At 40.0% G+C, this 20,845-nt stretch carries 16 protein-coding genes and 1 pseudogene; 13 read left to right on the top strand and 4 right to left on the bottom strand.

Features of this window, described 5'->3' with window-relative positions; translation table 11 throughout:
* Nucleotides 1-7 precede the first annotated feature (7 nt).
* The 6 genes from AAEU30_RS21090 to AAEU30_RS21065 all read left to right on the top strand — a co-directional run bounded on the left by AAEU30_RS21090 (nucleotide 8) and on the right by AAEU30_RS21065 (nucleotide 6,294).
* Nucleotides 8-1,030, top strand: coding sequence for a zinc-dependent alcohol dehydrogenase (locus AAEU30_RS21090; protein ID WP_421962244.1), 1,023 nt, complete (start codon nucleotides 8-10; stop codon nucleotides 1,028-1,030).
* 11 nt (nucleotides 1,031-1,041) lie between these two features.
* A complete protein-coding gene (locus tag AAEU30_RS21085) occupies nucleotides 1,042-1,806 on the top strand; it encodes an SDR family oxidoreductase (protein WP_421962243.1) in 765 nt (254 codons plus the stop codon).
* A gap of 4 nt (nucleotides 1,807-1,810) precedes the next feature.
* Nucleotides 1,811-3,259, top strand: coding sequence for an aldehyde dehydrogenase (aldA, locus tag AAEU30_RS21080; protein ID WP_188161722.1), 1,449 nt, complete (start codon nucleotides 1,811-1,813; stop codon nucleotides 3,257-3,259).
* Nucleotides 3,260-3,461: 202 nt separating this feature from the next.
* Nucleotides 3,462-4,634, top strand: coding sequence for a cytochrome P450 (locus AAEU30_RS21075; protein WP_421962242.1), 1,173 nt, complete (start codon nucleotides 3,462-3,464; stop codon nucleotides 4,632-4,634).
* Nucleotides 4,635-4,689: 55 nt separating this feature from the next.
* Nucleotides 4,690-4,998, top strand: coding sequence for a 2Fe-2S iron-sulfur cluster-binding protein (locus tag AAEU30_RS21070; protein ID WP_341616431.1), 309 nt, complete (start codon nucleotides 4,690-4,692; stop codon nucleotides 4,996-4,998).
* An 18-nt stretch (nucleotides 4,999-5,016) separates the two neighbouring features.
* On the top strand, nucleotides 5,017-6,294 hold the full coding sequence (locus AAEU30_RS21065; RefSeq protein WP_421962241.1) for an NAD(P)/FAD-dependent oxidoreductase: 1,278 nt from the start codon (nucleotides 5,017-5,019) through the stop codon (nucleotides 6,292-6,294).
* A 6-nt stretch (nucleotides 6,295-6,300) separates the two neighbouring features.
* On the opposite strand, the gene AAEU30_RS21060 is transcribed toward AAEU30_RS21065, so the two are convergent.
* Nucleotides 6,301-7,164, bottom strand: a complete 864-nt coding sequence (locus tag AAEU30_RS21060; RefSeq protein WP_421962240.1) for a helix-turn-helix domain-containing protein — start codon at nucleotides 7,162-7,164, stop codon at nucleotides 6,301-6,303.
* Between the two features lie 106 nt (nucleotides 7,165-7,270).
* Here AAEU30_RS21060 and AAEU30_RS21055 point away from each other — a divergent pair, with 106 nt between their 5' ends.
* Nucleotides 7,271-8,089: a sugar phosphate isomerase/epimerase family protein gene (locus AAEU30_RS21055; RefSeq protein WP_421962239.1), complete on the top strand. Its 819-nt coding sequence runs from the start codon at nucleotides 7,271-7,273 to the stop codon at nucleotides 8,087-8,089.
* Between the two features lie 61 nt (nucleotides 8,090-8,150).
* On the opposite strand, the gene AAEU30_RS21050 is transcribed toward AAEU30_RS21055, so the two are convergent.
* The 3 genes from AAEU30_RS21050 to AAEU30_RS21040 all read right to left on the bottom strand — a co-directional run bounded on the left by AAEU30_RS21050 (nucleotide 8,151) and on the right by AAEU30_RS21040 (nucleotide 12,544).
* Nucleotides 8,151-10,502 (bottom strand): agarase, encoded by a 2,352-nt coding sequence (locus tag AAEU30_RS21050; RefSeq protein ID WP_421962238.1) that lies wholly within the window; start codon nucleotides 10,500-10,502, stop codon nucleotides 8,151-8,153.
* 86 nt (nucleotides 10,503-10,588) lie between these two features.
* Complete coding sequence (locus AAEU30_RS21045) at nucleotides 10,589-11,698, bottom strand: NHL repeat-containing protein (RefSeq protein ID WP_421962237.1); 1,110 nt, start codon at nucleotides 11,696-11,698, stop codon at nucleotides 10,589-10,591.
* An 81-nt stretch (nucleotides 11,699-11,779) separates the two neighbouring features.
* Entirely contained in the window at nucleotides 11,780-12,544 is a 765-nt protein-coding gene (locus tag AAEU30_RS21040) for a phytanoyl-CoA dioxygenase family protein (protein WP_421962236.1), read from the bottom strand.
* 235 nt (nucleotides 12,545-12,779) lie between these two features.
* On the opposite strand from AAEU30_RS21040, the gene AAEU30_RS21035 reads away from it, so the two are divergent.
* The 6 genes and pseudogenes from AAEU30_RS21035 to AAEU30_RS21010 form a co-directional block, all read left to right on the top strand.
* Nucleotides 12,780-13,550 (top strand): IclR family transcriptional regulator, encoded by a 771-nt coding sequence (locus AAEU30_RS21035; RefSeq protein WP_421962235.1) that lies wholly within the window; start codon nucleotides 12,780-12,782, stop codon nucleotides 13,548-13,550.
* 275 nt (nucleotides 13,551-13,825) lie between these two features.
* Nucleotides 13,826-16,597 carry a TonB-dependent receptor gene (locus AAEU30_RS21030; protein ID WP_421962234.1) on the top strand — a complete coding sequence of 924 codons (2,772 nt, stop codon included), beginning with the start codon at nucleotides 13,826-13,828 and terminating at the stop codon, nucleotides 16,595-16,597.
* Between the two features lie 77 nt (nucleotides 16,598-16,674).
* Nucleotides 16,675-18,243, top strand: coding sequence for a tryptophan halogenase family protein (locus tag AAEU30_RS21025; protein ID WP_421962233.1), 1,569 nt, complete (start codon nucleotides 16,675-16,677; stop codon nucleotides 18,241-18,243).
* Between the two features lie 33 nt (nucleotides 18,244-18,276).
* Nucleotides 18,277-18,993, top strand: a complete 717-nt coding sequence (locus AAEU30_RS21020; protein ID WP_421962232.1) for a SapC family protein — start codon at nucleotides 18,277-18,279, stop codon at nucleotides 18,991-18,993.
* A gap of 672 nt (nucleotides 18,994-19,665) precedes the next feature.
* Nucleotides 19,666-20,304 carry a hypothetical protein gene (locus tag AAEU30_RS21015; protein WP_421962231.1) on the top strand — a complete coding sequence of 213 codons (639 nt, stop codon included), beginning with the start codon at nucleotides 19,666-19,668 and terminating at the stop codon, nucleotides 20,302-20,304.
* A 428-nt stretch (nucleotides 20,305-20,732) separates the two neighbouring features.
* A pseudogene (locus tag AAEU30_RS21010) lies at nucleotides 20,733-20,845 on the top strand (Mobile element protein); the annotation flags it as partial.

Below are 20,845 nucleotides of genomic sequence, written 5' to 3'. Positions count from 1 at the left end.
TATCACTATGCAAGCAGCAGAATATATTGGTAATAAATCGTTTCGTATCGTTGCAGGTCAAGCGATAAAGCCACAAGCAGATGAAGTACGTTTAGATGTTGGTTTTGTTGGTATCTGTGGTACCGACATGCATATTTATCATGGCGTAATGGATCAGCGCGTTAACCCACCACATACCATAGGCCATGAAATTTCAGGTGTGGTTGCAGAGCTTGGTAGTAATGTTACAAACCTACAAGTAGGTGATCGTGTCGTTGTACGCCCACTTGATTACTGTGGTGATTGTCCTGCATGTAATGCCGGTCATAGCCACGTATGCCATAACCTAAAATTTATGGGCATTGATTCAGTTGGTGCATTCCAAAATTCATGGACAGTAAAAGCCCGTACTATTCATAAACTACCTGACAACGTAACACTTGAGCAAGGCGCATTAATTGAGCCTTTATCGGTTGCTTGTCACGATATTGCACGTTCACGCTTAAAAGCCGGCGAAAAAGCAGTGGTGATTGGCGGCGGTCCAATTGGTCAACTAGTGGCTTTGGTTGCTAAAAGTGTGGGTGCTGAGGTATTGATCTCTGAAGTAAATAACGAGCGTCGCAAGTTCTCTGCGCGTTTTGATATTGAAACCATCAACCCATTAGAGCAAGATTTACAAGAATATGTCTCTAAGTGGAGCGATGGCAAAGGCGCTGACGTTGTATTTGAAGTATCAGGTGTGCAGCCTGCAGTTGAAGCCATGACCCAAATTGCAGCAGTACGTGGCCGCATTTGTATGGTTGCTATCCATTCTCAAAAGCCACCGGTTGATTTGTTCCAGTTCTTTTGGCGTGAACTAGAACTTGTTGGTGCACGTGTATATGAAGATGCTGACTTTGAAATGGCGATTGACTTAGTTGCCAGCGGTAAAGTAAACCTAGAACCATTTATAACTTCAGTCAGTGAGCTTGCTGATATTAGCTCAGCGTTTGCTAGCATGGACAATAACCCTACGGGTATGAAAGCCCTTGTCTCTTGCCAAATTAAATAATGGAAAATAATATGTTAGATAAATTTAGACTTAAAGGTAAGACAGCATTAGTCACAGGTTGTAGCCGTGGTATTGGTAAAGCAATGGCCCTTGCATTGGCTGAAGCCGGTGCTGATGTGATTGGCGTATCAGCTAGTTTGCCTGCAACAGGATCAGATGTTGAAAAGCAAGTACTTGCTCGTGGACAAATGTTTTATGCTTACCAATGTGATTTTTCTAATCGTGAAAGCTTATATGCTTTTATTAATGATGTGAAAAAAGATCACTCAAAAATTGATATTCTGGTCAATAACGCGGGTTCTATCTTACGTGATCCTGCGGTGGAGCACAGTGATGAGTACTGGGATAAAATCATTGAAATTAACTTAAATTCACAATTTATTTTAAGCCGTGAATTAGGTAAAGAAATGGTGGCTCGTGGACAAGGTAAAATAATTTTTACTGCGTCATTGCTTACTTTCCAAGGTGGTATTACTGTACCTGGTTATGCAGCTAGTAAAGGTGCAATAGGTCAATTAACCAAAGCACTTGCTAACGAGTGGGCCAGTAAAGGTGTTAATGTAAATGCCATTGCACCAGGGTATATTGCCACTGATAATACCGAAGCACTAAGAAATGATGCCGAGCGTGCAAAATCGATTCTAGATCGTATACCGCAAGGTCGTTGGGGAACACCGGATGACTTTAAAGGGCCAACTGTATTTTTAGCATCAGATGCCTCAAACTACATGAACGGTAGTGTTCTATTAGTTGATGGCGGCTGGATGGGACGATAAAACCATGACAATAAAAAATAACGTAAACTTTATAAATGGTGAGTATATTAGCTCATCAAATAGCGACACCATCAGCGTGCTCTCACCAAGTACCGGCGAGCAAGTGGGTGTCATTCCTAAAGGCAGTGTTGAAGACGCACAACTTGCGCTTGAAACGGCCACGGTAGCACAAACTCAGTGGGCACAGAAAACGCCTCGCGAACGTGCGACAATTTTACGCCGATTTGCCCAAGGTATTCGTGATAATAACGAGCGCCTTGCTGAGCTATTAGTACAAGAGCAAGGCAAGTTAATTGATGTTGCCCGCATGGAAGCCAATGTTACAGCCACATTTATCGAATATGCCTGTGATAATGCGTTGACGATCAAAGGGGATATCATTCCTTCTGATCACGAAAACGAAAAAATCTACATTCATAAAGTTCCCCGTGGGGTGGTTGTGGCAATCACAGCATGGAACTTTCCATTGGCATTAGCGGGGCGTAAAATTGGTCCTGCGCTTATTACCGGTAACTCAATTGTAATTAAGCCAACTCAAGAAACACCTTTAGCCACGATGGAGTTAGGTGAAATTGCTAATCAAGCAGGTATTCCGCCTGGTGTGATCAACATTGTTAATGGTACGGGCTCAGTTGTTGGCCAACACTTATGTGAAAGCCCGCTGACAAAGCTAATCACCATGACTGGCAGTACGCGTGCTGGGCAAATTATTCATCAAGCCAGTGGTAAAAACTTAACACCAGTGATGCTGGAACTTGGCGGCAAAGCGCCGTTTATTGTTATGGAAGATGCTGATCTTGATAAAGCCGTTGATGATGCTGTGGTAGCGCGTTTTGCTAACTGTGGTCAAGTTTGCACCTGTGCCGAGCGTTTATATGTTCACAGCGATGTATACGATAGCTTTATAGAAAAATTCATTCCAAAAGTACAAGCGCTCAAAGTAGGCGACCCAATGGATCCAACATCTGAGATGGGGCCTAAGGTCAACCAAAGTGAAATTAATAATATTCACTCAATTGTTGAAAAAGGCATTGCTCAAGGGGCTAAGCTTGCAACGGGTGGTAAAGTTGCCACAGTGGCAGGGTTCGAAGGCGGCAATTGGTACGAGCCAACGGTACTGGTTGATGTTGAACAAGATAACATTTTAGTGCACGAAGAAACTTTTGGTCCGGTATTGCCAATCATCAAAATCAACAGCATTGATGAAGCTATTGCTTATACCAACGACAGTGAATATGGACTCTCAGCGTACTTATACACTAAATCTATGGAATACATTCATCGCTCAATTGCAGAAATGGAAGTGGGTGAAGTGTATGTTAACCGTGGTTTAGGTGAGCAACATCAAGGTTTCCACAATGGCTGGAAGCTAAGCGGTATGGGCGGTGAAGACGGCCAATACGGTTTAGAACAATATCTTGAGAAGAAAACCGTTTATTTAAACGAGCAGTAATTAGGCAGGGTGGATTCTCTCACATTTGCCCACCTAAAGCCGATGCAAACGCATCGGCTTTTTTGTGCCTGAGAGTTAATTAACTCAATGCTAAAAAGGACATGAAACTACCATTTATGAATATAATTTGCGTATTTAAGCCAAAAATATCGGACTAGTATAGAGCATTAAATTTATATTTTTGGTCGTAAGGTATTTCAGCATGACAGCAAAAATTACAGGTGTGAGTGATTTTCCAGATGCATTTAAAGAGCAACGTACTGCATCAGGCATTGGGCAAATGGACGATCAGAATGATCCCATAAATATGCTCTTAGGTTTAAAAAATGTACGTAAAGCGGCGCATAATTGTGCTGTTTTTCAATCTGGCGCAAAACCTGGGCGGATTGTTATTCCATCTGAAGTGGCAATTCGTGAAACACGGCAAATTCCTTTTGAAGTCGACCCGCCTGAGCATGGTGGTTTTCGTGAGTTATTAAACCCATGGTTTAAACGCCCGTTAGACGATGCATATCAAGCTAGTTTACAGCAGATCATAGATGACACTATTGACTATGCATTGCGTGTGCAATCATTGGACATAGTGAGTGAGTTTGCATTGCCACTGCAATCAAAGGCACTGACTTTGTTATTAAATACCACGATGGATAAAGCGCAAACGTGGATTGATTGGGGCACTCATGTATTTCGCAGTGAAGACAGTGATTTAGATGGCGATAAAGCTAATATTCTTTATGACTATATTGATAATGAAATAGATAAAGCCATGGCTAACCCAAGTGATGACTTGTACTCAGTATTACTTGCAGCGCAAGTCAATGGTCAAAAAATGACGAAAGAGCAAGTTAAAGGCGTCATGATCCTAACCTTTGCTGGTGGACGCGATACGGTAGTAAATGCAATCACCAATTCAATTGCTTACTTTAGTGAAAACATCAGCGATTTACAGCGTATTCATGATGAACCTGAAATCATAAATCGTGCTGTTGAAGAGCTTATTCGTTACTTCTCACCATTAACACAGATGGGGCGTGTTGCAACCGAAGATACCCAAGTATGTGAGCATGCAATAAAAGCTGATAGCCGTATATCACTATGTTGGGCATCGGCAAATCGCGATGAAAGCGTGTTTAAAAATCCTAATAACGTTGATTTTGATCGAAAAGTAAACCCTCATGTGAGTTTTGGTTTTAGTCATCACAACTGTTTAGGGGCCACTCATGCACGACAGTTATTACGCCAATTAGTGTTATCACTGGCTAAAAAAGTAGCCCACATAGAGACAGTTGTAGCTGACGAAAATATTGAACAGCTTGGTGAATTTTCAAGAAAAGTAGGGTTTAACAGTCTTCGCGTCCGTTTAGCCGCTAAATAATTAATCAATAACAAAATGCACTGTAGCAAGTGTCAGTAAAAATAGAGGAATAATCATGACAAAAGTAATTTTTATGACCAAAAACAATGGCGCTGTAGAGGTTGAAGGTAATAGCGGCTCATTGATGGAGTTAGCCGCGGCGAATGGTGTCGCGGGTATTGATGGCGATTGTGGCGGGGTGTGCTCATGTGCAACATGCCATGTTTACGTTGCGCCTGAGGATTTTGAAAAAATAGGCGCACCAGATGAAATCGAAAGTGACATGCTGGAACTGGATGATAACGTGACTGAATTTAGTCGTTTATGTTGTCAAATTGAAGTCTCTGAAGACCTCGATGGCATGACCTTTGTTGTTGCTAATTAAATAGTTGAGTGATTTATTATGCAAACTATACACTCATCAACGCATTCGCTAGATTTAAATATAGTGATAATAGGTGCCAGTCACGCAGGTGTGAACCTTGCGTTTAATTTACGCCAGCAAGGCTGGCTTGGCAGTATTACCTTAATAGATAGTGATCCAGAGTTACCTTATCACAGACCGCCATTGTCTAAAAAAACATTGCAAGCAAGTGACACATTATCAACACCGCTTAAAGCTGAAAAAGCCTACACAGATAACAATTTAGTACTGCTATTAGGGCAAACAGTGGCAGCCATTGATAAGCAAGAAAAATTAATTACCCTAGATGATGACAGTTGTCTTACGTTTGACAAATTGGTGCTAGCGACAGGGTGTTCTGCTTTTATTCCGCCCATACCTGGGTTGAGCGATACCCTTGATGAGGCGGGTAACCCTCAGTATTTTGCTATGCGAACGTTTGCGGATGCCCAAGCGATTAAAGCGGCTTTTAAAAATAGTACCGACAAACACGTTGTCATTATTGGTGGCGGTTATATAGGGCTTGAATCAGCGTCATCATTTGTTGCATTAGGCGCTGATGTAACCGTCATTGAAAAGCAAGACAAAATATTATCACGTGTCACATCAAGTGTGATGTCTGACTTTTTAACCCAGCTGCATATAGATAAAGGCGTAGCTCTACACACAGGGAAAGACGTTGTCGAAATACAACACCAAGGCAATAAACACTTGGTTGTGTGTAGTGATGGTACGCATTATCCCGCAGATTTTATTTTAGTCGGAGTCGGCGTTAGGCTAAATACACAATTGGCCAGTGATGCGAGCTTGGCGATTGAGCAAGGTATTAAAGTGAATGATGTTTGCCAAACGTCTCACCCTGATATTTTCGCAATTGGTGATTGTACAACGCACTTTAGCAAAATTTATCAACGTTGGATCCGCTTAGAGTCAGTACAAAATGCTGTTGATCAAGCTAAATCTGTAGCGCAGTTTCTAACGAATAAAGCGCCCTTAGCTCCTGCGGTTCCTTGGTTTTGGTCAGATCAATACGAGTACAAATTGCAAATTGTTGGTTTGTCACAAGGGTATGACGAATTAATTGTTCGTGAAGAATCGCCGACGCAATTTTCGGTGTGGTATTTCAAGGCTGAGCAATTGTTATGTGTTGAAGCGGTTAACAATAGCAAAGCCTATGTACTGGGTATGCAAGCAATTAAACAAAGTTTACTGGTTAATAAACAGGTATTAAAGGACACCACAACGGCGCTTACAAAAGCATTATTACTAAGTGAGTAGCTGGCTTTAGGGCTGTAATTGCTGGCGATATTGTTGCCGATATTGGTAGGGGGTCACTTTGAAGTGATGCTTAAATTGCTTAATAAAATACGACGGGCTGGAAAAGCTTAAATCGTAAGCTATTTCGGTCACCGATACATCTGTTTGTCCTAGTTGGCGTGCAGCGCTGTATAGCTTGTGCTGAATAAGATAATCAGAATAAGGTACTCTAAAGTATTTTTTAAATACTCGCGAAAAATACGACGGTGATAAATGACAAAGTCCTGCGGCTTGTTCAAGTGACAGAGTTAAGCCGTTGTTTGTTTTAAGTTCATTAATTATTGGTGTCAGTTTTTTAAAGCTGGCTGAGCCGCTTAATGGTTTTTGCAGCGCCGATAAGCTGCTTTTACCGTACTCGCACACCATAGTAATTAAACTATTAAACAGTTGAGTACAGGTTTTACTTTTAGGGTTTTCGTTAAACTCACTTAGCATCCACGCGAGTATTTTATGAATTCTTTTTTGTATTTCATTGCTAAAGCTTAAATGTAAACCGGTCTTAAGTAGCTCAGTAAATTCACTTAAAGCCGGATCGTTTAGGCGTTCAGGTATAAATTGCACTATGTACCAAGATTTAGGGCGAGGTTTGAGTTCAAAGTCATGGGTTTCCATGGCTGGGGTAAACACTGCTTCGTAATCAGCCAATGTAGATTCACCTTGATGGTAAAAATAAGTGCCATCGATGCGCTCAAAAAATATAAATTCATGCACTTGATGAAAGTGCATAAAACACGAATAAGCATCGTGTTGAAGATAACTAACATGATGAATTTCAAACTCGTAGCCGTCTTTAATACAAAACGGTTCACAATAGATCGTTGGCTTTGACATATAGTTTATTGTTAACAAATTATAATTGGAGTTTAGCGTGCATTTTTTATTGCTGCAATGATTGTGCAGCAGCTGCGCATGCTGAATTTAGATAAAAGGCAATATTATGAAATTAAGGTTTTTATGCCCTTACTGGGGCTGTGAAGGGACAGCAGCCGATGAATTTGTAGCAAAGGTACTTGATGCTGGATTTGATGGGGCTGAAATAAATTTCCCTGATGACGATGAGTTTATTGAAACGATTAAAAAAGCAGCCCGCGAAGATAGTTTTATTGTGGTAGCTCAACAATGGCTAGCACCTACAACTGAATCGTTTGCACAATACCGCGCTAAATTTAATGCGAGATTGCGCTTTCTGGCATCACTCAATCCAGTGTTTATAAACTCACATACCGGAAAAGACTTTTATAGTGTTGAACAAAACAGCTTGTTACTCAATGATGCTTTAGCGTTAGAGCGTACTTTGGGTATCACAATTACTCACGAGACTCACCGAGGACGGTTTAATTTTGCAGCATTTGCCACAGTGCCTTATTTTAAACAGTTTCCAACTCTAAAATTAAATGCTGACTTCTCCCATTGGACTAATGTCAGTGAAAGTTACCTAGAGGAACAACAAGAGTCACTAAAACTCGCGCAACAGCACAGTTATTATATTCACGCTCGAGTAGGTAATACTCAATCAGCACAAGTGAATGACCCATTTAGCCATCAATGGCAGGAAACATTAAATGTATATGTGCAATGGTGGCAACAGATCATAGATTTAGCTAAAGCACGCGGCCAGCAAATATTTTATATCTGTCCAGAGTTTGGCCCTTGGCCTTATATGATTAATGAACTCAACTCAAATAGACCAATGACCCAACAATGGCAACTAAATGTAGATATGAAAGATTACCTAAAACAGCACTTAATTGTGTAACTAGGTACTACATTTTAACGACCGGCTAAACTTATAGAAGCCGGTCATATTAGCGTTTTCGCTATTTATCGTAGCGATTTTCGTACATGGTAGAGGTAACGTCTTTTACCGCTTGAATCATTTCAGGGTAGGGGATGTCAGTGGTGGTGACAAAGCCTATATTGGCGTTTTCACCATCAAATGCCCGCCCAGATACGGGTTCATCAACATATTGGAACCAATGAGCGCCAACCATGTAGGGTTTTTCGAGTACGCTTTGCATGTAATTTTTATACATAGCAGCACGGTCTGTTTGATTTGCAGCGTGAACAATACCAGGGTTAAACAAACCAGAGTCAGTAGCTGTACCAATATGGAATTCGCCAATTACAACCGGTAGGTCAACGTCTTCTAAAAATTGCCAGTAATGATCTTGCATACCTTCCTCGTAAATATTAAAGCTCAATACATCCGAGTATTTTACCGACGCTTTAATAATTTCATCTGGCATGCCCCAGTTAGCCATGCGAGCACCCATGTATAAATGATTAGGAAGCTTTTTAGCTAATGTGCCATTGACTACTTTAAAGTATTGTTCGCCAAGCATTTCTAACATTTTCGAGATATCGGCTATTTGTGCGTCTGTGTAGGTAGTAAACGTAACGCCTTTATTAAGTTCATCCCAACTTGAAATATCGCTTTGCCATGCTTTATTTAGTGCATTTATTGAGGTGTACTTTTGTTTAAGGTGTGTAGCAAATGCGTGTTTAGCTGGGCTTTGCTGTGCATCTTTTGATAGGGCATCGAGTATAATCCCGTAACGTTTTTCTACACTGCCTTCACGTTCGCCCCAACTTTTTTCGTTATCGATAAATATACCTATACACCAAGGTGATGATTTAATGCTTTTAGCTATGGCATCAATGGTAATTTCTGCGCGATTTTTAAATTCGGGATCATAAAAATCGGGCATCAGTCCCCAGTGGTTAGTATGTCCAGAGAGTGTTTTAAAGTCGCCAATAATCCAACCATTGGCAAAATAGGGCACTGATTCTTTATCGTAAAAAGCTGGATCGACCCAATTGCCAAATGATGTAAAGCCCCAATCTTTCATCCGTTCAAGAGTTACCTCGTGCCATTTGTCTAAATATGATTTAGGTGATGTTTCTCCATAGCGACGTTGTAAGTTTGCACGATAAAAACTATATGTTTCGCCATGTGCAACAGGCCCTTTATGTGTAGAGCGTCTGTAACTGTAGTGCTCACTCAATGGCTCATTGTAGTCGGGCAACCACTCAAACATATTATGGCGCAGTTCAGAGGTAATAAAGCGGCTTTGGCGAGCGTCATCTGAGACTTTAATTATCCCCATTGAATCTTCAGGGGTGATCTCATCGCTACTGCGATTGCGGACCGAATCATTTTTGAAGTCTACGCCGGTAATGGTGGTAAGATTAGCCATGCGTACATTGGCCGGACCATGAGAGAAAAATAAGTAGCCCTCAGGGTCAACCATCCACCATTTACCGTCTACTTTTTCAGTTCTGAAATAGCCTGTGGCCTCTAATTTAGGACCTTTGGCATAACCACCAAATCGAGAGCGATCGCTCATACCTTTTGACTTTGCAAGTTCAGCTAATTCAATATCAGCCAAACGTTTAAGCTGCTCATCTGAGGTGATAGTTAGCTCATTCGTTTGTTTTGTGTATTGACCATATTTATCAATAACATTGACCATCCAATTGGGATCGGATGGTGGGTTTTTTCTGAGTTTAATATCACCAATTAATATAGACTTATCTTCTAACACACCGATAGTGAAGAGGTTCATTGCGCTAATTTTAGTAAAGTCGCCACCATCTTCACGCCAAGAGCGCCACACCATTAATCGATCATTTGTTTGCCAAGGTGGTGCATCTCCCCACATGCCAGTATTGGTTTGGGCTTCTTTACCATCTAAAGGAAAATAGACAGTACCTGAGTAATTCGCAGGTAAACTAACCGAGCGGCTTTGTAGTTGCCCTTCTGGGTTTTCTATAGAGAGGTAAACGTGTACTGAGCTGGCGCTGGTATTTTCAACGTCAAAAGCCACGTTATAGTTATTATACGATGATAAATCCCAAGGACTGGGTGGGGCTATTTTTAGTTCAGAAATATTTCCCTTTGCAGAAAAACTTAACGCTAACTTTTTACTATTTGCAGTCTCAATGAATTGGTGCGATGTATGCTTATCGGAAAACCAGCTTTGCTGTTGTTGCTTTGAAAAATCAACCAGTTTAGTAAGTGTTTCTACCTCAGTAAACGGGTCTGCTTGCGATTTGATAGATGGTTCTTGTTCAAGTGTTTTATGTGTATCGCTGCAACCATTAGCAAATACACAGGCTAAGCTAAGCGCAATTAAATTAAGTGTTATTGAAGGGCGAGGTGTTGTCATTATAGTTTGATCCTGTTGTAAACTAGAATGAATAACATACGATCATTGTTAACAATAAACAATGATCGTATTTGCTTTTTTTTGCATTAAATCTGTTTTATTAACTTCATAGGATAACTATTTGACGAATTCCATTGGCCAACATAGAGATTGTCATCTTGATCAACACAAATACAATGTACATGGTTAAATATTTGCCAATCTGTTTGCATTGGTTGTAACTCACCTTCTATATATACAGGTTGTGGCGCACCTAAATTAGCCACTATTTTATTCGATTCATCAAAAATACTGATAAAGCCAGAGTCATCGGCATTACGTTCGTCAATATGCGACCAACACACCGGAGCGTAAAATAGTTCACCTTTAAAAACTGGCCCACCAATATACGCGCCGTTCGCACTTATTTTTGAAAGGTATTCACCTTGTAGAGAAAACACTTTTAAACACTGTTCAAAACGAGAGCTGACAATTAAAGTCGGGTTGGTGGCATCACGTAAATCCACCTCGATGCCATGGGGATTATGTAAATTGTAGTTGGCATCATTGTTATCATGCCCACCCCAGTGCTTGATATATCGGCCGTGTTTATCAAAGTGCAGTAAAAAGTCGCTGCCGTAACCATCCGTAACATATAAGTCACCATTTGGGGCGATGGCTATATCAGTAGGCCTAAAGGGTTGATCTGGCGTATAAGCACCGTATGTTTGCGGGTGACCAATGGTGTAAATAAGTTTGCCATCTAAAGTCATTTTCGCAATAAATCCGGCTTGTGGAATGACATTATTAGTCGGACTATCCCATTGCTCTTTGCTGTGACCATCCCAGTGACGATTAACAATCCAGCCACTGTCGACAACATATAAGAATTCTTGCTCGCCTTCTTTGACAATTTTTAAAGCATGGCCGCCAGGAAATAGTGTGCCAAAAGCATCGAGTAGTTCACCTTGTTGTGAATACACCAAAATATTATTTTGGGTATTATCGGTGATCATAAAAATACGACCTTGTGAATCCATTACCATGGCATGGCAGTTTTCGATTGGGTACTGCTTAGGATCGAGTTTGCCCCAATGCGCATCTACTTTATATTTGAATTTGCCGTGACCAATTATTTTACCGTGGGGAGCTTGGCCATTTTTAGGAAATGGGTGCGCAAATTGTTGTTTTTGTTTTTCAGTTAGGCTACAAATCATTGGTTTTCCAAATTAAAAAACCAACTCAAGAAAAGGGCTAACAATCTATGAGTTGGTTTGGCTAGAATTACGGATGAACAGTTAAGCGGGTTTCCAGTTCAAAATGGCTTCGTCGTTAACGGGGTCTAACGGATAATACACAGCTTCGTTTTCTTTAAACGATTGATTAGTAACTGCGTTAAATGCGCAGATCATTGACCAACGCGGCTCTGCAGCACGGTTTTGGTTGGATTTATGTAATAAATTACAGTGGAAAAACAGGACATCACCAGGTTCAAGTTCTACATTGATCAGCTCATGGTATTTCATTGCTTCTTCAACAAATTCTAAACAGGCACCTTTTTGATCGCCCGTTTTACTGTGATCAAGTCGGCCTAAATGATGTGAGCCTTTTAAAACTTGTAAGCATCCATTTTCGATTGTTGCTTTATTAATAGCCACCATACAGCTAATCGCTTTAGGGTAAAGCATGTAGTTATCTCGATGCCAGTAACCAAAGTCTTGATGCCACTCCCAAGCGCCGCCAACAAACGGTTCTTTCATCATTATTTTAGTACTTGTATGATAAACCTCTTCACCAATCAGAGTTTCACATACATCAACTAAACGACGGCCACGTGAAAACATACTGTAAAAGTCATCACCAGTTTTTTGCCACAAGCACACTTTACTTACTGCACCATCCGCATCTTTTTTATGCCATGCTCGCTCGTATAGCGAATCATCATTAAAGGCGGTTTGCTGTAAGCGGGCAATTTCTTGTTCGTCGTAATAGCCTTTTGCAATAACGTAGCCATCTCGATGAAAGTCAGCAATTTGTTGTGGTGTTAGTTGTCTGTTGTTCATAAGGGGGTGTCCTGTAAATGACTACTCGTTGTAAATTGTTGACAATGATGAGTTGGATTTATGAAATGGTCAAGCTTGAATTTATATAAAAATATGATATTTATATATGAATAATAGTGAAGATGATTAACTAATTGTTTCTACATAAATTCAAATATTATGAGTTAGAAAAATTATTTTTATATTCATATATGAATATCGTGAATTGTCTTGTTTTTGCATGGTTGGGTGGATAATGAACACAAAAGTAAAAAGTAAATACGCGGTACCTGCGTTAGATAAGGGGCTAGATATACTTGAGTTTTTAGTTCTTAAAGGCAGTACTTGTTCACAAAGTGAAATAGCGGCAGGGCTTGGTCGTAGTGCAAACGAAATTTACCGAGTGCTGGTTGGTTTAGAGTCTCGGGGCTATTTAATACGGGATGAATTTTCGGGACGTTATAGTTTATCTTTAAAGCTTTATAATTTATCTCGGTCTATTTCGCCGATTGATCAAGTGCGTCAATGCGCCATACCTTACATGGAAGATTTAGCGGTGAGTTTGGGACAGTCATGTTATTTAACTATGCTGTATCAAAGCCAAGCCATGACGGTGGTACAAGCTCGCAGTCATAGTGCAATGCACTTAAGCATTGCAGAAGGATCATTATTTAAGCTAAGTAAATCAACGGCGGGTCAATTATTATTAGCAAATAGTAACGAGCAAGTTCGTGGTATGTTGATTGAACATGATGCAAGTTATAGTACGTTAAAATCTAAAGCGCTAAGCCAGTTGCAACATGAACTCGATGTTATTTGTACACAAGGTCAGCTTGTACAGAGTAATCCTTTGATCACCGGTGTTGATGATTTTTCTGTGCTGATAGGTAAACCCCACGCAAAATTGATAGCTGCACTGACTATTTCATCTTTTGATGCAGAATTAACATCAGCAGTGAATGCCCAAGCAATGCTCGAAGAGCTTAAAAGTACTGCAAGCAAGATTACTGCTTTACTAAACAATTAAACTGGTTGGGGAACTTAGCGAGTATATTGCTTTCGCTTGATTCCCCAAAAGACTAAAATAACCGAAAATTCATATAGTTACTAATACCTTCTCCCCATATAAAAATCACCTATACAGTGCGGTTGTAAAATTTTTGTTTAATTTCGTTTGACTTGTTGAGCTGTGTTCCATTATTGTTAAAGTTAATTGTTAACAATGTTTTGATGACAATTTAGGGGAGCCAAAATCAAATCATTACTGGCAACGTCGTCTAAACACAATATTTAGGTGTAAAAATGATAAATACAAAATTTAAGTTAAACGCAATTTGTATCGCTATGCTGGTGTCAACACCACTGGCTTATGCAGAGCAAGAAAATACAACTGATGTAAATAATGATGTAGAGGTTATTCAGGTTACGGGGATCCGTAGTGCATTGAGTAAATCAGCATCAATCAAGCAGGATTCATCAGGGGTCGTTGATGCTATTTCAGCAGAGGATATAGGTAAATTACCCGATACAAATTTAGCAGAGTCATTACAGCGTATTAGCGGTGTGTCTATTGACCGTGCTAATAACGAAGGTAACCAAGTAACAGTGCGTGGCTTTGGTCCAAGCTTTAACTTAGTAACGCTAAATGGTCGCCAAATGCCAAACTCGTCAGTTTTGCAAGAGGCAGGCGTGTCACGTAGCTTTAATTTTAGAGAAATTGCAGCTGAAAGTGTGTCGGGTGTGTCTGTTTATAAAACAGGTAAAGCGAATGTCGCATCAGGTGGCATTGGTGCCACGATTGATATAAGCACAGCAAAACCATTTGACTATGATGGCTTTAAAGCGTTTGCAAATGTAAAAGCAATTAAAGATACCAGCTCAGAAAAATCGAACATAACACCTGAAGTATCTGGAATGATCAGCCAAACGTTTGCCGATGATATGTTCGGTGTATTGCTGTCTGTATCACATTCAGAACGGGAAAGTGGTCGTGAACGTGTTGGTACTTCACAAGGTTGGGTTAAAAACCGTGCTAACCCAGATGGTGTTGATAGCAGTGCTATTGATACTTCGGTCAATCCTACGGGAACTTACTGGGTGCCGTGGACACCAGAAATGGAACGTTTTGAAACGGAACGTACCCGTGATAACGCCCAATTAGTATTACAATTTGCACCTACAGATAATATAACCGCAACGTTTGACTATACTTTATCGCGTTTTGAAGAGATCAGTGAAACGAATAAAATGACATTTTGGTTCGATAACCCAGGTGGCACAGCAGATCAAAATGGTACTTTATTGGATATCACCAATGCTAATGATGAACTTAATTTTTGGGCATGGGAGCTTTACGAGAAAAAAGAGAACGACTCTTTTGGTTTAAATCTCGCATGGCAAGCGTCTGATTCACTTAAATTGAGCTTTGATGCCCATGATTCAACCTCTCATTCAAACCCAGATGGTAATACGGCTGAAACAATCGCGAACTTAAAAAATATTCCAGGTTCAGTTGATTTAATAGGTGCTAATTTCTCAACTGAAGTGCCACGTATCACAGTTGATGACTCATCACTACCGGGCGGCGCTTATAATACAGATAATATTGTATCTGATTTATACCAGCGTCGTGGCTATGAGATGGAAAATAATATCAAGCAATATCATGCCAGTGGTATGTGGGAAAACTTAAACAGCGGTGCAATTTCAGCGATTCATTTTGGTGCTATGTACACTGATTATCAAATTGATACTTATTTATCTGAGCAATTCTCATTCGTAGATGTTCCATTAGAAAGTTTAGGCATGACATTTGATGATGCGACAGGCTTTGCTGACAAGTTTTCAGGGTCAGATCAATTATTCCCATATATACCAAGGTTTAGTGCGCAAGACTTTGTTGGTATTGTGAAAAATGAAGGGCTATTTAGAGAACCAGATATTTCAACTAATGGCGTACAAGAGCAAACATTGGCATTTTACGTGTCATTAGATGTAAGTACCGAGTTTAATGATATTCCCATAGACATGAATGTTGGGGTACGTTATGAAAGCACGGATGTAACCGGTTACTCTGTGAAGCCAGCTATCGTTGCGCTAAATTACCGCCATGCTGAAGAGCTACGTCCTGTGTATGCCGCTGAGGCAACGCCACAAGAGCTGGAAGGTGAGTACACGCGAATCTTACCAAACCTTGATTTAAGTGCTGATTTAGATAACGGCTACAAAGCACGTTTTTCTTATAGCCGTACGCTTGCTCGTGCAGGCATTGATGCCATGTTCCCTTCAACAACAATCAATGCACGCCCAGAAGGCCCATTTAATGCGTCGCAAGGCAACCCAAATCTTTTACCCATTACTTCAGACAACTTTGATTTTTCGTTTGAGTGGTATGGTAATGATGGCAGTTATGCATCAGTCGGTTATTTCAAAAAGTTTGTAGAAAACTTCATTGGTGCAGGGGTTGTACAAGGCACACTTGATGACATTAACGGTGAGCCACTGCGCGATCCAAGTGTAAATCCGCGCCCAGGTTGTCCAGATAGCTCTGATACGCCAAACCCTGCATGTATGAGTCAAGCGTCTGACCCAGTTGTGACCTTTGATATTTCAACACCAGATAACTTACAAAATCGTGAAGTAGATGGCTGGGAATTAAACGGTCAATATATGATTGAGGATACCGGTTTTGGTGTTGTTGCTAATTATACCTTAGTTAACAGTGACGAAGAGTTTGAACCGTATAACTTTGATCAAACCATTGCTCTAGCGGGCTTGAGTGACTCTGGTAACCTTGTCGGTTTTTATGAGAATGACGACTTCCAAGTGCGTCTTGCTTATAACTGGCGTGACGAGTTCTTACTTTCGCTAGGCACAGAGCCTACGTTTACTGAAGCATACGGTCAGTTAGATTTTAACTTTAATTACACGATTAATGAATCGTACTCAGTTAATTTTGATGCGCTGAACTTGACTGACGAAACTGTTCGTCGTCATGGCCGCTTTAGCGAACAACTGATATCTGCTGAGCAATATGGCCCACGTTATAGCATAGGTTTCACTGCTAAGTGGTAACAGCTCGTTAATTATGAGCAAGGCAACTACTGGCCTTGCTCTTTTTGGATTTGCTCTATAGCAATAAAGAGGTTGCTATGAATAATCACTTACAATCAATTGTGGTTGTTGGCGGTGGAACAGCAGGCTGGTTGAGTGCAGGGATCATCGCCGCTTACTTACAAAAACACCATAGTCTTAATTATAAAATTACCTTAGTAGAATCATCAGATATCCCAACTGTGGGAGTAGGAGAAGGGACTTGGCCCACCATGCGACGTACATTACAAAATATGGGCGTTGATGAAGCCGATTTTATTAACCAATGTAATGTGTCGTTTAAACAAGGCGCTAAATTTGCTAACTGGCATAGCACAAAAGAAAACGACTTTTATTACCATCCACTGATGATGCCGCAAGGCTTTGTAGATAATAGTTTAGCTGCAGCTTGGCTAACCCAAAACACTGACTCAGCCGCACCTTACAATCACTTTGCAAACTTTGTTTGTCCTCAACACGCTTTGTGTGAGCACAATTTAGCACCGAAAGCCCTAACAACAGCGCAATACAGTGGTGTGGCAAATTACGCTTATCATTTAGATGCTGGCTTATTTGCTACATTTTTAAAAGAGCATTGCATCAACAACTTAAACGTAACACATGTGATAGCCAGTGTTTTATCGGTAAATAATAACGTCAATGGCGATATACACTCATTAAGTTTGGATAATAATACAACGCTTTACGGCGATTTATTTATAGATTGCTCAGGGTTTAAATCTTTATTGTTAGGTGAAAATTTAAAAGTTGGCTTTAAATCATGTAAAGACATTTTGTTTGCTGATAGTGCATTAGCAGTACACATGCCGTATGAAGATGACACTCAGGTAATTAGTTCACACACCATTTCTACAGCACAAACAGCTGGCTGGATATGGGATATTGGTCTGCAAACACGCCGTGGAGTAGGGCACGTTTACTCAAGTCGCCATATCAGCGAGGAAGAAGCCAAAGAGCAACTTTTTGTTTACTTAAATATCTCGCCTACTAAGCGCGCTGACTTTAATGTTAAAAAAATTAGTTTTGAACCAGGACACCGAGAAAAGTTTTGGCACAAAAACTGTGTAGCGATTGGTTTGTCGGCTGGCTTTCTAGAGCCATTAGAGGCATCGGCCTTATTGCTGGTGGAAATATCCGCTAACTTTATAGCAGAGCAATTACCGGCTAATCGCCAAGTTATGGATATAACCGCCGCGCGATTTAATCGTACTTTTAACTACCGTTGGCAGCGTATTATCGACTTTTTAAAGCTGCACTACATGTTAAGTGAGCGAACCGATAGCCTTTTTTGGCAGCAACATTGCGCTGAGAAAAGTATCCCGCAAAGCTTACAAGATAACTTAGCACTATGGCGAACACATATCCCTAACGACAACCACTTTGATTATTCTGTTGAGGTATTTCCGGCAGCAAGTTACCAATACGTATTGTATGGCATGGGGTTTAAAACGGCGACGACCCATTATGGTAATCATCCTAGTGCGATTAAAAAAGCGCAAAATCTAGCAACTAAAAATACCAAAGACACGGCTGAATTAGTGAATAGATTACCGGGTAACCGCACATTATTAAAACAAATAAAACAGTATGGTTTACAAAAGATTTAGCTAAAAAACCGCATTTAAATGAGTAACTTTACGATGACAAACGCAATATTATTAGATAAAAATACACACGCAAACTTATATATAAACAATGCGCGCGCTGATGAACTTGGTGACAATATTAATTACATTCCCATAGTTGCTGATGAGCTAAAGCAGTTGGTGTTAGATTACCCTGTGTACTTTATGAAAAACCCACAAACAGGCCAGTTTGAATTGTATGCTTTGACTGGATTTACAGCGGGAGAGAATTTATTTTTGCACCAAGGAAGCTGGCGAGCACAACACATACCACTGCATATAAAGCGTCAGCCGTTCAAGTTAGGTTTACGTGATACGCCAGAAACACAGTCATCGGATAACGACCTCGCTGTGCTTATTGATCAAGATCACCCACGTGTTAATACAAATACAGGAGAGCGCATTTTTGATCCACAGGGAGAGCCCACGGCCTACTTAAACGCTGTTTGTGAGCAGTTAATGATGCTGATGCACGGTAATAAGCGCACTAGTGCATTTATAACGACCTTGCTAGAGCATGAGTTGTTAGAAGCCGTACAACTGAGCCTTACTCAACATGGCGAAAAGCAAACTTATACTGGTTTATACGCCATTAACGAACAGGCATTGGCGCAGCTTGATATACAAGCACTTAAGTCATTACACGAAATGAGCTATCTCCAAGCCTGTTATATGATCATTGCTTCAACAGGGCATATACAGAAGTTATTAAACTGGAAGAGCGAACTTTAAAATTACAGATGTTATAGGCCGTTTTGATTGATCAGCAGTCATTCAGGGGACGTTAGCTTAGTCATAATAAGAGGATACTTTCCCCTTTTTCACATGTTTAAATAAACTACAGTAAGCTTAATATTTATAGCTGGTAATAACTTACACTATTTGTTATTAATATAAGTTCATAAAATAAGGACGTTTTCACGCTAAAATAGGGAAAGTGTCCTCTGATAAAGATGTTATATGCCCTGAACAAACTTGGAGTTTCACTTGAATAAATTCGATTATAGATTTGATTCTGCTCCGGACCCAAAAGGAAAAGTTGTTCGTTATTTCGTTTATACACTTCTAGTGTTTATTTCCACATTCCTGTTTGTGTCTTTAGTTCACTATGTGGGTGGTGTATTAAACGTAGATGTAAACCAGCCACTGAGAGAATTACCCACGAACGTCGTGTTTTTGGGGTTATTGGGAATGCTTGTTACATTAGTTCTCATTTATACTGTTCTATTGATGTTAGCTCGGGTAATTTTTAGAAATCTCGGGGTGTAATCGGGCATATAACAAAGCAAAATAAAAAGGGCGGACAAAAATCAGTTGGCTTTGTTCGTACCTCACAAATTATAGCCAACTAATTTTTGCCGTTTATTTACGGCGTTAACTTGCCTTGATAAATCGGAGTTTTTAGTGGAAAAAAATAAAGGAGAGCAAATGGAAATGCTACCTAAGAAGCAGGCGGAGCTTCGTCTTCAATTTATCCATAGGCCTATTAAAAAAAGATGGTACGCTAGAAAATATCCATTTTTGATTCAAAATGAACCATTTGAATATGGTCTAAAAATAAAAAACATTGGTTCCGAACCATTTTCAGGAGCAACAATATCTAAATTTGAAATCAGCTCGAGTAGTGGGTTTGATGGTTTCACTCAACAAGCTCATTCTAAACCCAAAATTAAAGCGTTAAATCCTGGTGAAGAATTTGAATTGTATTTTGATCGATATACATTCTGGCATGAAGGGTCAATCGGTACCCGTTGTTTTTTGGTTCCTGATAAAGATGGTGAGGTAATCAAAACTTATCAACACCATAGAGACCATGATATAGATGAGCCTTATAAAAAAGAAAACGAGTGGTGGCATGATTACTACTGTCAAAGTCAGCAGCAACTGCTTCAAACGCGAACCAATAATTTAATCCTTTTATTAACTACCATTACGGTAATTGAGGCTATTTTTGGTTTGAAAGATTCATTAAAATTTATCATCAGTTTATTAGCTACGGGTCTGAGTCACGCTGTAACATTTCTTCAGTGGCTGGCAAGTTAACAAGACGGTTCAACAAGGACAAAAAACAGTTGGTTTTTGCTCCTGCGTCGCTTATTTTAGCCAACATATTAATTGCCTCTTAGCGAGGCGTTGAGACTGTAGAATTACTCTTTTTTAAGAAAAACAGCCAGTTTTATGGGCTCCAAATACATTACCTAATGCTCTAAAAGCGTTTAGAGTTAATTACAGGAGCTCGTCTTTTAATTGAATTTGGCTATTGGAGTTATTCTACAGCCTCATTAGCTGTAAATCATTCCACGGAGGTTGAATGTCTATTTTTGAACTATTTTCCAAACGACAAAAGAAACTGAGAGGTGATGTACCTGATGTTTATCAAAGTACAATAAACGAGACACCCATTATAAAGTTTGTATTTCGCCAATTTTTCACTAATGTTTAATTAGTATGAAAAACAAACAGGGTGAAATATGGCTACTGCAAGAAAACGGCAAGTAAGTTTGGCAGATACAAAGTATTATCACTGTATTTCACGTTGCGTTCGGCGTGCATTTTTATGTGGTGAAGATCATTTTACTGGCCA

It is taken from the genome of Pseudoalteromonas mucoides (assembly GCF_049257175.1).
Taxonomy (GTDB): Bacteria; Pseudomonadota; Gammaproteobacteria; order Enterobacterales; family Alteromonadaceae; genus Pseudoalteromonas.
The sequence above is the reverse complement of the archived record's forward strand: the minus strand, read 5'-3'. Positions and strand labels throughout refer to the sequence as shown.

What these genes read in the sequence shown, in the direction of transcription:
- AAEU30_RS21090 (WP_421962244.1), top strand. Translation starts at nt 8, where the DNA reads ATGCAAGCAGCAGAATATATTGGTAATAAATCGTTTCGTATCGTTGCA.
- AAEU30_RS21085 (WP_421962243.1), top strand. Translation starts at nt 1,042, where the DNA reads ATGTTAGATAAATTTAGACTTAAAGGTAAGACAGCATTAGTCACAGGT.
- aldA (WP_188161722.1), top strand. Translation starts at nt 1,811, where the DNA reads ATGACAATAAAAAATAACGTAAACTTTATAAATGGTGAGTATATTAGC.
- AAEU30_RS21075 (WP_421962242.1), top strand. Translation starts at nt 3,462, where the DNA reads ATGACAGCAAAAATTACAGGTGTGAGTGATTTTCCAGATGCATTTAAA.
- AAEU30_RS21070 (WP_341616431.1), top strand. Translation starts at nt 4,690, where the DNA reads ATGACAAAAGTAATTTTTATGACCAAAAACAATGGCGCTGTAGAGGTT.
- AAEU30_RS21065 (WP_421962241.1), top strand. Translation starts at nt 5,017, where the DNA reads ATGCAAACTATACACTCATCAACGCATTCGCTAGATTTAAATATAGTG.
- AAEU30_RS21060 (WP_421962240.1), bottom strand. Translation starts at nt 7,164, where the DNA reads ATGTCAAAGCCAACGATCTATTGTGAACCGTTTTGTATTAAAGACGGC.
- AAEU30_RS21055 (WP_421962239.1), top strand. Translation starts at nt 7,271, where the DNA reads ATGAAATTAAGGTTTTTATGCCCTTACTGGGGCTGTGAAGGGACAGCA.
- AAEU30_RS21050 (WP_421962238.1), bottom strand. Translation starts at nt 10,502, where the DNA reads ATGACAACACCTCGCCCTTCAATAACACTTAATTTAATTGCGCTTAGC.
- AAEU30_RS21045 (WP_421962237.1), bottom strand. Translation starts at nt 11,698, where the DNA reads ATGATTTGTAGCCTAACTGAAAAACAAAAACAACAATTTGCGCACCCA.
- AAEU30_RS21040 (WP_421962236.1), bottom strand. Translation starts at nt 12,544, where the DNA reads ATGAACAACAGACAACTAACACCACAACAAATTGCTGACTTTCATCGA.
- AAEU30_RS21035 (WP_421962235.1), top strand. Translation starts at nt 12,780, where the DNA reads ATGAACACAAAAGTAAAAAGTAAATACGCGGTACCTGCGTTAGATAAG.
- AAEU30_RS21030 (WP_421962234.1), top strand. Translation starts at nt 13,826, where the DNA reads ATGATAAATACAAAATTTAAGTTAAACGCAATTTGTATCGCTATGCTG.
- AAEU30_RS21025 (WP_421962233.1), top strand. Translation starts at nt 16,675, where the DNA reads ATGAATAATCACTTACAATCAATTGTGGTTGTTGGCGGTGGAACAGCA.
- AAEU30_RS21020 (WP_421962232.1), top strand. Translation starts at nt 18,277, where the DNA reads ATGACAAACGCAATATTATTAGATAAAAATACACACGCAAACTTATAT.